12 protein-coding genes are annotated in these 12,414 nt (G+C 44.9%); all 12 read left to right on the top strand.

All coding sequences use genetic code 11. The features are described 5' to 3' along the window. Nucleotides 1–2: 2 nt before the first annotated feature. The 12 genes from NYE29_RS20000 to NYE29_RS20055 are packed head-to-tail and all read left to right on the top strand — an operon-like array spanning nt 3 to nt 12,339. Entirely contained in the window at nt 3–1,391 is a 1,389-nt protein-coding gene (locus NYE29_RS20000; RefSeq protein WP_340897180.1) for a class I adenylate-forming enzyme family protein, read from the top strand. A 24-nt stretch (nt 1,392–1,415) separates the two neighbouring features. Beyond that, complete coding sequence (locus NYE29_RS20005; protein ID WP_340897181.1) at nt 1,416–2,585, top strand: aminoacyl--tRNA ligase-related protein; 1,170 nt, start codon at nt 1,416–1,418, stop codon at nt 2,583–2,585. 35 nt (nt 2,586–2,620) lie between these two features. Further along, the gene (locus NYE29_RS20010; protein WP_340897183.1) at nt 2,621–3,337 is read left to right on the top strand and encodes a DUF2461 domain-containing protein; all 717 of its coding nucleotides are present in this window, start codon (nt 2,621–2,623) and stop codon (nt 3,335–3,337) included. A gap of 20 nt (nt 3,338–3,357) precedes the next feature. Next, nucleotides 3,358–4,230, top strand: coding sequence for a phosphatase PAP2 family protein (locus NYE29_RS20015; RefSeq protein ID WP_340897185.1), 873 nt, complete (start codon nt 3,358–3,360; stop codon nt 4,228–4,230). Continuing rightward, a complete protein-coding gene (gene pabB / locus NYE29_RS20020; protein WP_340897187.1) occupies nt 4,227–5,624 on the top strand; it encodes an aminodeoxychorismate synthase component I in 1,398 nt (465 codons plus the stop codon). Before NYE29_RS20015 ends, pabB begins: the two co-directional genes overlap by 4 nt. A 6-nt stretch (nt 5,625–5,630) precedes the next feature. Then, entirely contained in the window at nt 5,631–6,227 is a 597-nt protein-coding gene (locus NYE29_RS20025; protein WP_340897189.1) for an anthranilate synthase component II, read from the top strand. Between the two features lie 13 nt (nt 6,228–6,240). After that, on the top strand, nt 6,241–7,239 hold the full coding sequence (locus tag NYE29_RS20030; RefSeq protein ID WP_076113379.1) for an ABC transporter ATP-binding protein: 999 nt from the start codon (nt 6,241–6,243) through the stop codon (nt 7,237–7,239). Continuing rightward, nucleotides 7,223–8,011 (top strand): ABC transporter permease, encoded by a 789-nt coding sequence (locus NYE29_RS20035; RefSeq protein WP_076113378.1) that lies wholly within the window; start codon nt 7,223–7,225, stop codon nt 8,009–8,011. The genes NYE29_RS20030 and NYE29_RS20035 overlap by 17 nt, the downstream gene beginning before the upstream one ends. Nucleotides 8,012–8,015: 4 nt before the next feature. Then, nucleotides 8,016–8,858, top strand: coding sequence for an ABC transporter permease (locus tag NYE29_RS20040; protein WP_340897191.1), 843 nt, complete (start codon nt 8,016–8,018; stop codon nt 8,856–8,858). Nucleotides 8,859–8,893: 35 nt separating this feature from the next. Further along, entirely contained in the window at nt 8,894–10,465 is a 1,572-nt protein-coding gene (locus NYE29_RS20045; RefSeq protein WP_076113376.1) for a bifunctional metallophosphatase/5'-nucleotidase, read from the top strand. Between the two features lie 32 nt (nt 10,466–10,497). Then, complete coding sequence (locus NYE29_RS20050) at nt 10,498–11,676, top strand: nucleotidyltransferase domain-containing protein (protein ID WP_076113375.1); 1,179 nt, start codon at nt 10,498–10,500, stop codon at nt 11,674–11,676. Nucleotides 11,677–11,703: 27 nt separating this feature from the next. Beyond that, nucleotides 11,704–12,339, top strand: coding sequence for a dTMP kinase (locus tag NYE29_RS20055; protein ID WP_076113412.1), 636 nt, complete (start codon nt 11,704–11,706; stop codon nt 12,337–12,339). Nucleotides 12,340–12,414 lie beyond the last annotated feature (75 nt).

Genomic DNA, 12,414 nt, shown 5'->3' on the forward strand with positions numbered 1-12,414 from the left:
AGATGTTACCGATCATAACGGATCTTTTAAAGCTGCTCGACCGTCAGGATGAACTATTGGCCTCCAGCTCGGAAAAGTGGTTCCAGGGAAATGAAATCGCAGCTCTTGCAGGGGATGTGGAGGGGGGTATTCAGGAATCCCCCTACGGTGCCGTTGGAATTTCAAGTTCATCTGGGCCGCATTTTCTTGCAGTCTTATTAACCGCGATGAAAGCAGAGCGCCCCCAAATCCTATTTGGAAGTAAATGGCCCATGCATGAATTGCAGTCAGCTTTGTTGAGTAGCCCGTGCTCCATACTCATATCCGACCAAGACAGGGTGAAGGATCTGGTAGTTGAGGATTGGGATATGAGGCGGGCCGGTCATTTCTATGTATGGACAAAAAAAGGCCGGCTCCAGCCTATTTGTCCTGATGGCGAATGGCTTGGCCAGTTTACTTCCGGGACAACCGGCAGGAGCCGTCTAGTTATCCGGAGCTGGGATGCGATTGCAGATGAAATTCATGCTCTTGAAGAAGCAGTGGAATTGCCGGAGGGAGGCACTTTTTTTAACATGGCGCCCTTTCATCATTCCTACGGGTTCTGCGGAGGGTTTATCTGGCCTTTGCTCAGAGGCTCGAAAGTGTATACCGTCAGCGACTTTTTTCCATCCGCATGCCGTAAAAGATGGGTTCAGCTCCAACCGGTTGTCGTTTACGGATTGCCTTTTCAGTATGAGTTTATCTCCACCTCTCCGGGTGAAGATGTGCCTGTACCCATTCGCGCCTTTTCGGCAGGTGGTCCGCTTACCGGTGACCTAAGGGAGAAAGCCTACGCAAATCTTGGGATTTTGATAAGCAATAATTATGGATGTACGGAAGCCGGAACCCTATGTATCTATCCGGAGATGCCGCCGGAGGAAAACTCGTCCAGTGTCGGATGGCCTTTGCCCAACAGGCGGTTCCAAATTATCGAAGGAAATCAACTATCGGTAACAGGTAAATGTTTAATGGACCGGTACTTTGACTCTCCACCGGTCTCTATACCCTACCGTACTGGAGATTTAGGTGCCATCCGGGAGGATGGTTGCGTTCAGGTGTCGGGAAGACTCCGACATGTCATACAAGTGGGAGGCGTGAAGGTCAGCCCGGAGAAGGTTGAGGATGCTTTGAAGTCGCATCCTGCTGTCGCCGAAGCGGTTGTGATGGGCAAACCCTCTCCCGGATTCCATGAACAGGTTCATGCCTTTATTGAGCTCGTCAATCCTGGTTCAGTACGGGAAGAAGAACTAAGAGAATACTGCAAATTATGTCTTCTACCTGTGGAGGTACCTAAGAGAATCTTTATTTTGGACCAGATTCCCAAATCGGATACAGGTAAAGTTCAGGGCAAGTATTTGATTGAAGTCCAATAATCATACGGGAAGGGCGGTAGTACAATGCGGGTGATTGAGTTGCGGCTACAGAATAATGATGAGAATTATGTCAAAATGCTGCGTTACAAGCTTGCTTATATTTCTAAGGATATTGTGAATATATCAGAGGAAGGCGCTTCTTTGCATGTACATATTGAAGGCGATAAGTTTGAAGAGATAGAAGCGGCTCTAAAACGGCTGGTAGACGAATTGGATGACAGCTATACAGGAATTACTTCCGATATCTTGTACGAGAAGCAATCCCAAAATACGTTTCCGGACTATGATATTTATCAAGCTCTTGTGGATCAGAAGTGGATTGTTCCTTACGAGAGCGGCCTGATTGGTTTCGGAAGAGAATTTTTGGAGCTGTTCAAATTGCTGGATCAAATGTTTGTAAACTGGGGGAAACGTTTCGGAGCAGTAGAATACGTATATCCGGATTTGATCGGCATTGAAACCTTAAATCAATACCATTATATCGAACAGTTCCCTAACCACTTAATGTTTGCCTCTCATCTAAGAGAGGATCTGGATTTGATTCAGTCTTTTTCAGAGAAGGTGTCCGCGGGTTGTGACTGTTACGACACCACTTATATTGACAAACCGCAATTAATGAATAAATTGGCCATTTGCCCGCATGTTTACAAGCAATATGAGAATCAAACTATAGATTTGGATGAAATGCTGGTCGTGACATCCGTCGGAAAATGCAAACGGTATGAATCAATCAATATGACAAAAGTCGAAAGACTGCTTGATTTTACTATGAGGGAAATTGTACTGGTCGGATCTTATGAACATGTTATCAAAGCCAGGGAGGAATGTATCAGACTGGCTATCAATTTTATTGACCAGCTGGGTCTTGAGGCAAATATCAAATCCGCCAATGACCCGTTTTTCACAACCAAATACAGTCCAAAGGCTATGCTGCAGCAAAAGCTGAAGCTCAAGTATGAGTTGAATCTTCTCTTGCCCTACAATAACAAAGAACTGTCCGTGGGTTCGTTTAACTATCACGGCACCTATTTTACAGAGGCGTTTAATATCAACTCATCAAGCGGAGCCAATGTTCATACGGGATGCATCGCATTTGGACTGGAACGATTTGCTTATGCAATACTGAGCCAATTAGGTGTGGACGGGGCTAAGTTTTGGATGGAACGGCAAGCTGAAACATTATTGTTTTCATAGCAGCCCGAAATTAGGTTTTATACAAGGAGGTTTCCATGACCACTCAATTATTTGAAGGTTTCAGTCAGGAGGCTTTGGATTTCCTGGTTCAAGTCCGATTGAACAATAGCAGGGAATGGTACGAGAAGAACAAGCCTCTATACAAGCAATACCTGATCAAACCGTTCCAAGGGTTGGTGAGTGACCTTAGCCATATCGTCCTTGAGATAGACCCGTTATTTGAGATTGCACCTTCGGTAAATAAAACCCTATCCCGACTGAACAGAGACACCAGGTTTTCCAAGGACAAGTCTCTTTACCGCTCCGCTATGTGGCTGACCTTCAAGAGGCCAAAATCCGAATGGACGGGTGCCCCTGCATTCTTTTTTGAGATCTCGCCGGAGTCATTCCGGTACGGGATGGGCTACTATAGTGCGACAAGAGAATCCATGGACACGTTCAGGAAGATGATGGATGAGGATTTGGCAAGGTTTGATAGAGCCTTCGATTTTCTTAACAGACAGGAGATCTTTGCAGTTGAAGGGGAGATGTATAAGAGAACGCTTGCTCCCAGCCTGCCGGATACGCTAAGACAGTGGTACGACCGCAAAAACATTTATTTGGTACATAATAGCAGCCAAGTGGAACGGCTCTTTTCCCCGGCGATTGCAGACGATTTGGCAGAAGGGTTCCGGATGCTGGAGCCGATCTACCAGTATTTATTGAAGGTTGAGGCGAGAAAAGAATCGGATGCGGCTTCCGCAAAATATTAAGCAAGAAAGGAGGACGGGGTATGGAACTGATTAAGTTTATCCAGTCTTTCGCATCTCCCTTTTGGGATTCATTTTTTATCCAGGTAACCTGGTTAGGCGAGGGACATTTTTTCATGATTCTTTTTGCCTTATGCCTTTGGTGCGTCAATAAAGAATTCGGATACAGAATGGGTTTTGCTTTTTTTTCGAACGATATCTGGAATTCAGTCCTGAAAAATACGTTTCAAGTCCCGCGGCATTTTGGACAAATGGGTATTCGCACTCTTAATGAGGTACCGATTGGCGGATTTTCGTTTCCAAGCGGGCATGTACAAAATACGTCATCTTACGTCACCTCCCTTATGCTTCACTTCAAGTCCCGGTGGGTCTATTTGGGAGGGTTCTTATTGGTCTTGGTGGTCTCCATATCCCGGCTTTATGTTGGCGCCCATACACCAACAGATGTGATCGGGGCAATTCTTGCCGGTGCTGGTTGGGTTGTGTTGTCAGAATGGGTATTTGGATCGTTCGCGGGCAAATGGCTGGAGCTACGATTATTGTCTGCCGCTGCCGTTCTTTTTCTGGGAATGAGCATTGCAGCGGACTCTTGGTACTATTCGGGTGCCGGCTCTGTTATATGTATATTGGCATCCCATTATTTGGATCTAAAAGTGCTGCGGTTTGAGATTCCGAAAAGACTATGGGCAAAAGCGGGCTTGTTCATTGTCGGATACATATTGTTCATCCAGTTGGACCGGCTCGTGCAGCCCCTCTATTCATTGTCTCCGCTCGGGAATTTTATCAAAGGTTTTCTAACCGTATTTTGGATCACGATGTTCGTTCCGCTTTTGTATACAGGAGTTCAATGCATTCTGGTTAAATGGAGCGGAGAAAGGGGCAGGCAATTACAATGAGTTTATTGCATGTAGTGGAGGTTAAGACCTCCCTTTCCTCATTTGAGATTTACAAGCTTTTTTTTTCGGGGAAGTACAGTTTTTTTCTCGATAGCGGAAAAGATCCTGAGCGATTGGGAAGATATTCTTTTATCGGGGCCGATCCTTTCATCATATTGAAGTCCAAAGGCCGGCAGATTGAGATCACGGAACTCGGGGAGAAACGCGAAGTAGCGGGCAACCCGTTCGAGGTCTTGAAGGAACTCTTGGCGCGTTTCAAAATCCGGAATGATACGGAGCTTCCGTTTGTGGGGGGAGCCGTAGGCTACTTTGCCTATGATCTTGTTCATCATCTTGAGAAAATGGCGGTAACCGCCATTGATGACCTAAATCTTCCGGATATGATAGTTGGTTTGTATGATGGCATAGTCGTTATTGATCATCTGAAGAACCAGGTACATGCAGTGTCGGCAGGATTGGTCGGAAGCAGCCCTGATGCCGCGAAGCAAAAGGCCAACTTGCTCAAAGATACCATTGAGAAAGGCATGCTGCCGGACTATACGGTTCTAAACGAACCGTATCAGCAGAATCTGGTCGATTTAACTTCCAACTTCACCTTCGAGGGGTATTGTGAAGCGATTGAGAGGGCAAGGGAATATATTCGGATCGGCGACATTTATCAAATGAATATGACTCAGCGATTCAGTACCCTACTGGACCAGCATCCGCTCCACTTGTATGAGAAGCTGCGCAGCATGAACCCGGCACCGTTTGCATCTTATCTTGAATTTGAGGATGTCCAAGTGGTCAGCAGCTCTCCAGAGCGGTTTATTCAGCTGCGGAATGGCGAGATTGAAACGAGGCCGATTAAAGGAACTATACCTAGAGGGCAGACGCCAGAGGAAGATGAAGCGAACCGGAATGCACTTGCACAAAGCACCAAAGATCAAGCGGAGAATTTGATGATCGTAGATTTGATGCGGAATGATATCGGCCGTGTATGTAAGTTTGGAACCGTGGAAGTACCCGAATTATTCGTCGTGGAAGAATACGCAAGTGTATTTCACCTGGTTTCGACGGTTACTGGGGAACTTGAGGAAGGACTCGATGCGGTAGATTGTATAATGGCGACCTTTCCGGGCGGCTCCATAACGGGAGCACCCAAAATCCGGTCGATGGAAATCATTGACGAGCTGGAACCAACCTGCCGGCAGCTGTATACAGGTTCCATCGGATACCTCGGGTTTGATGGAGATATGGATATTAACATTGTGATTCGGACCATTCTTGTAAAGGGCCAACAGGCTTATTATCAAGTTGGCGGAGGAATTATATGGGATTCAGTTCCAGAGAATGAGTACCAAGAAACGCTTGATAAAGGTGCCGCATTAAAAAAAACTCTGCAATCGAGGTGAGTCAATTTGGTCTTGTTAATCGATAATTATGATTCATTCACGTATAACCTGTACCAATACATTGGTGAGCTGACCCGGGACATCCGTGTATTCCGAAATGATCAAATCACTTTGAATGATGTGTACCAAATGAAGCCGGACTGCATTATCATTTCTCCAGGGCCGGGCCGTCCGGAAGATTCCCGGATGAGTCTGGAGATCATTCAGCGGTTCAATGGAGTCATTCCTATATTTGGAATTTGTTTAGGCCACCAAGCCATTGGATACATGATGGGAGCTACTATAGACTTAGCTTCCCGTGTGGTACATGGAAAACGTTCCCTCATCACCAATGATAACCGGGGGATTTTTGCTTCCACACCGGAACAGTTTCTGGTAGTTCGCTACCACTCATTATGCATACGCGAGGATACTCTGCCGGAATGTTTGGAGGTTCAGGCTTATGCGGAGGATGGTACGATTATGGCAGTCCGCCATAAGGAGTTTTGTACCGTTGGCGTTCAGTTTCACCCGGAATCCATCCTTTCTGAGTACGGAAAGGTACTTATCCGGAATTTTCTTGCGTTAGCGAACGAATATGGGGCCCGGTCGACATTAATGTGAAGGTGGTTGGAAAATGCTTATTCAAGTCGATCAGCTTGTTAAGGATTACCAGACGAATAAGAATCAGAAAGGCTTTTTTCACGGAATAAAGGCCTTATTAATGCCGGAATATGAGACGAAGAGGGCTGTGAACGGCATTAGCTTCTCGATATCGGCCGGTGAAATGGTCGGATTTATCGGCCCCAATGGTGCCGGTAAATCCACAACCGTCAAGATGTTGTCCGGAATTCTTGTGCCAAGCTCCGGCAAAGTGACAGTTAAGGGCATGGACCCCTTCAAAGACAGAAAGAAATATGTATCGCAAATCGGGGTGGTTTTCGGGCAGAGAACTCAATTGTGGTGGGACTTGCCAGCGGTGGACACGTTCGACTTGTTGAAGGAAGTTTATAAAATTCCAGATAAAGTATACAAGGCTAACATGGAAGAGTTCCGTGAGCTTCTGGGCTTGGATGAATTTCTGCACCGCCCTGCTCGGCAGCTAAGCCTGGGCCAGCGGATGAGAGCCGATATTGCAGCGGCAATGCTCCATGAACCGGATATTTTATTTTTTGATGAACCTACTATCGGGCTGGATATTATCGCGAAGGAACGAATCAGAGAATTCATTAAGAGAATGAACAAGGAAAAAGGAATTACCATGCTGTTCACAACCCATGATATGCAGGACATTGAGAAAATTTGTGAGCGGATCATGGTCATTGATCATGGGAAGATCGTATGCGACAGCCAGGTGAGCGACGTACGGCAGCTATATGGAACGGAAAGAAAGCTTAGTGTTCAATTCAGCCAAAGCTACGATCAAATTGATATTCCCCGGGTTCAAACCGTCCATGAAGGCGGAAACCAAAAGAGCTTTATATTCAAGAACAATGAAATCAAGGTATCTGAATTAATAACCCAGCTAACGAATAATTATGACGTCCAAGATTTGACCGTTCAGGAACCGGAGATTGAAACGATCATTAAGAAAATTTACGAAGAAGGTGCTCATGATTATGAGAGCGTATCTTGAGATCACCAAAAAATCCTTCCTGAATAACCTGGTGTTTCGAGTGGAATATTTTGCCGGACTGGCGAATTCCATCGTAACCATATTTGTAAACATTGCTATATGGAGAGCAGTTTATGACGAGGAAGGGACCATGGATCAGCTACAATTCAGCATGATCGTTACTTATGTCATCCTGGCCATGGCGCTTTTCCACGTGTTTTCTATGGATGAATACATCATTGAGAAGAAGATCAAAACGGGGCTGATCGCTTCCGACTTGCTCCGGCCGCTAAGTTTTCGTTTACAGATCTTCTCGTATCATCTGGGGGCGCTAATATACAAACTTATTCTGCTTTTTGTCCCTACCCTGCTTTTCTACTCGGCCATTTACCACATACTGCCCCCATTTTCGACTGAAATGTTTTTTTGCTTTTTATTTAGCATCGTTTTAGGCTATCTCGTAATGTATCACCTGAATTTTCTGATATGGATCAGTGCTTTCTGGCTCTATAAAACTTTTAGTCTGGTAACGATAAAAGATACGATGGTCATGGTCTTGTCCGGTGCTGTCATTCCCTTGTGGTATATGCCCGCCTGGCTTGTGAGTTATATCAAATTAACACCGTTTGATACGATATTTTATGTCCCCATTTCCATTTATTTAGGACAACTTCCAGAACATGAGATCCTTACAAGCATATTGAGACAAGCAGGTTGGGTTTTGGCGTTGACTTTAGCTTGCCACTTGTTGTGGAAGCGGGCCTCCAAAAGAATAGTGGTTCAAGGAGGGTAGAACAATGGGTTCCCATAACGCTCGGCAGTCCGCGCTTCATTCATTCCGGTTGTTTATAAAGTATTTTCAATTAACGCTTAAGGTTACCCTTCAATACAAGTTTGACCGGACGATGATCGCAGCCGCAGTCCTGATCCGGGAGATGGCCGGCGTGATCATCCTGATTCTAATGCTAAACCGTTTTGTAACCATAAAGGGATGGGATATTAATCAAATTTTGTTTCTTTACAGCTTTTTATTTCTTTCCTACAGCCTGTTCGTCTTTTTCTTTACTGGAATCCGGGATTTCGAGGATTTGGTTTATACGGGAGAGTTTGACCGGATATTGGTACGGCCTGTTGGTATTCTGTTTCAAGTCGTGGCATCTAAGGTGGATTACACGGCGGCTCTCGGACATGGGGTTCTGGGTGTCTTTCTGTTGACGAAAACCGCTTCAGGGATCGGCTTGGAGTGGAGCATTCCGAATATCCTTTTCTATCTCCTCATGGTCATAGGGGGGGCCATTATCCAAGCCTCCATATTCATGTTGACGTCAAGTTTGTGTTTTTGGACGGTCAGGGTTACAAATTTGCGGAATATTCTTTTTTTCAATTCCCGTAAAATTGCGGCATATCCGCTCAGCTTCTATCCGGGGATCATACAAAAAATGTTAATATTTGTTATTCCGTTTGGATTTGTTAACTATTTCCCATCGCAGTTTTTTCTCCAGAAGCCCGAAATGGAGGAATATTGGCAGGGATTGCTGTACCTCAATCCACTGATTGCCGCAGCACTTTTCAGCTTGGTTTATTGGGTGTGGAGACGCGGGCTTAGACGGTATTCGAGTACAGGGAATGCTCTTAATTAGTAGTGTAATTGTGAATATGAAAGTGGGGATTTGAGTTGAAAAAATATATAAACCTACTAATTCTAGGCATACTGCTGATATCGTTCGGCTCGTACTATTTTCTAAGGAATGTGTCCTGGGACGATGTATTGCTGAAATTAGGGCAGTACGATCAAAAAATAACGATTATGAACACGGCTGATGTCCACGGCCATATTATGTTTGAGGATAATGCCTGGGGACAGTATACCTCGGAAAACATATATGGGGTCATGGGGCTCCCGTTGGTGAAATATCTTTTTGAATTGGAAAAGAAGGAGAATCCCAATACGATCCTGGTGGATACGGGGGATATGTTTCACGGTACGAATGAGGCGAATGTAGACAAAGGGGAAGGCATTCTCAAAATAGCCAATTTAATGGGTTACACCGCCATGATACCGGGAAGTAATGATTTCAATTTCGGCTACAAACGTTTTATGGAGCTCAGTTCCTCTCTTAATACATCTATGGTATCAGCTAACCTGTACCGGGACGGGGAAAGGCTGTTCGAGCCGTACAGGATCGTCGAAACGGGCGGGAAGAAAATCGCTCTTATGGGATTGTTAACTACAAATGCACTGCGGAGTATGTCTGCGGATGAAATAAAGGGAGTGACGGTCGAGGACCCGGTGCAGGAAGCAACCAAAGTGGTAGCAGAGCTGAAGGACAAAGCAGATGTGATCGTCTTATTGTCCCATTTGGGTGACGACACGGACGTAGAATTGGCTAAAAAAGTTGACGGCATTGATCTTATATTAAGCGGACGCAGGCATAATTTGTACACTGATGCAGTAAAGGTTGGAAATACATACATTGTAGAGGCGGGGGCTTGGACAACCCATGTTGGTTATGCCAATTTGTATTTCAAAGGGGGAAAGCTGAAGGATATTGACTGGAAAGTAAGATCGAGTAAAAACGAAAGTAAATCTGACGCCCAAATGACCCAAATTGCCGAACAATATCATGCAGTTGCCCTTGAGCAAACCAAGGAGGTCGTGGGGAAATCCGAGGTTGAACTAAATGGAATGCGGACAGAATTACGTACAAAAGAGACCAACTTCGCCAACTTGCTAACGGATGCCATGAAGGAAAAGGCAGGAGCGGATATCGCCTTGTTAAATGGAGGGGGGATTCGGGAAAGTATCAAACAAGGAGACATCAACTTGTATCAGTTGAATAAATCGCTTCCCTTTGCCAACTCAATGATGGTCGTCAACTTGAAGGGCGATAATATTTATCGGGCGATCGAACGAGGCTTGAGGGCATATCCGAACGGTACGAATGGAGCGTTCTTGCAGGTTTCCGGAATTGAATATACGTTTGACGCATCCAAATCGGCGGACAAAAGGCTGGTTCAGGTGCTGTATCAGGGGAAACCTCTCGACAAGAACCAGATATTCAAAGTTGCGATCAGTGATTATCTGTACAATGGCGGCGATAACTACGATGAATTCAAGGACGCTGAGGTCTTGCAAACCGATAGTCTGCTGATGACGGTTCTTGCCGATCACATAAAAAAACATAAAGTTGTAAGCCCTAAAGAAGACGGTCGAATTATGGTCACGAAAAAACGGTACAAATCTTAATATTTTGCATTCCGATCCGGGGAGGAATAAAGATGAAGGCAGCTTTTGATGTTTTGTCTAAAGAAAGACAATTAGTTATTTTGTGTTCGCGCGGGGTATGGAACGGGGAACATGAAGCGAAGGCTCGTGAATTGTTGAGTCACCATCTGGACTGGAAGGATATTTTGTACCAAGGGCTTACACATCGGGTGCTGAATCTGATGTTTTACCATCTGAAAAGGTTGGAACTCGTGCATGTCGTAGAAGAAGAAGTTGTCAAAGTAATGAAGAGCCAAAGTAAGGTATATGCCTTGCGAAATCAGTTCTACTTTGAGGAACTAGGCTCCATCTACCGGAAAATCAACGAAAAAGGTTTGCGTGCGGTCATATTAAAAGGAAACTACTTGGCCGCTCATGTGTATCCTTCCATAGAAACCCGTACGTTCAATGATTTAGACTTGCTGATCTCGTTAAGCGACGGGGAACAGTTCGTTCAAATTCTGGAGAGTCTTGGGTACATTCAAGGGGAATACAACCGTAGCACAGATGAAATCATCCCCGGGACCCGTAAGCAAAAAATCATGCACCAAATGGCCACCCACGAACTTCAGGAGTGCCTTAAGAAGACAGAACATCCTTTTGTTAGTCTGCTTCAGGTGGATCTAAACCACGATGTGTTATGGAAAGGAAACTGCCCGTATAAGATCTCTACTGAAGAGCTGCTATCGCGGGCTAGGGAAACCGAGGTCTTAGGTCATAAGTGTCATGTTCTGGACTATGAGGACTTCTTAATTCAATTAGCCTGCCACTTGTACAAGGAAGCGGTAATGTTGAACTGGATTGCGGATCTTAGAGATCTTAAGTTGTACAAGTATGCGGATATGTTAATGTACATTGAACATTACCAGGACAAGCTGGATTGGGACAAGTTAATCTCCTTCTGCCAGGAACACAGCTGTGAGAAGGTCGTGTATTATGCTTTCTTTTATGTAAATTACATTTACGGAGATGTAATCCCGGAACATGTAATGAAGGCTTTGGAACCGGAGGATAAAGCTTATTTAGACGAGTATGGAATAGAAAATACCGTAACGGCAAAGTGGGAAGTGGATTTTTTCACCCGCATATTCGATACGTCCCGAATTCTGCAGGTCAGTGAAGAGATGCTGACAGCCAAAAATCGGTTCTGGAGTACAAGAAACGAGCATGCCGGTGCACGAGGTGAGAAGTAATTGGGTTCCAGAAGGCGATTAATTGTGATGGAAGGGATCAGTGGGAGTGGGAAAAGTCATGCCATTCATCAGATAGTATCACACCTCCAAGCCCATAATTGCAGCATATATGTTTACGAATGGAATTCCAATCACACCCTGAGGGCGTTAGTCTGCTTTCTAGACAGTAAGAAATTTCTATCCGCCAATATGTACAGCGTCCTACAATGGGTAGGATTTTTGTACGACTATTTCTTTCGAATTATTCCCCGGCTGTTAAGAGGATCTATTGTGATATGTGATCGGTACATTTATACAGGGTTGGTTAGGGATTTGGCCAACCAGGCCAATCCCCGTTTGGGGAAAATAGTGTCCGCTTTGGTGAAAAAACCCGATGTGGTGTTTTTTTTCAATCTGAGTCCCGAAATTTGTCACAGCAGAATGAATGCCAGGGGCAAAAAACTCTTTCATACCAATAAATCTATTTTGAACAGCAATGGAATTAAAGATAAGGAACTGTTCTATTTAAGAAGATGCAGAAGAATTTATTACCGTATCTTACACCATTTGAGTGAACAGGGTATGCTCGATGTCCGGACGTTGAAAGAAGGCAATGAAGATATCTTGTTAGGTGTGGACGCTTATTTTGGACATCATCCAATCTTCAATCAAAAAGCGAGGTGAGAACGGTGCACAAACTTGCCGATCAACTGAAGCATTTGGTTTCCTTGTGCCATTACCCGCTGACCTTTTCCGGAG

Origin of the sequence: Paenibacillus sp. FSL M7-1046, assembly GCF_038007405.1 — a bacterium.
Taxonomy (GTDB): domain Bacteria; phylum Bacillota; class Bacilli; order Paenibacillales; family Paenibacillaceae; genus Paenibacillus_AQ.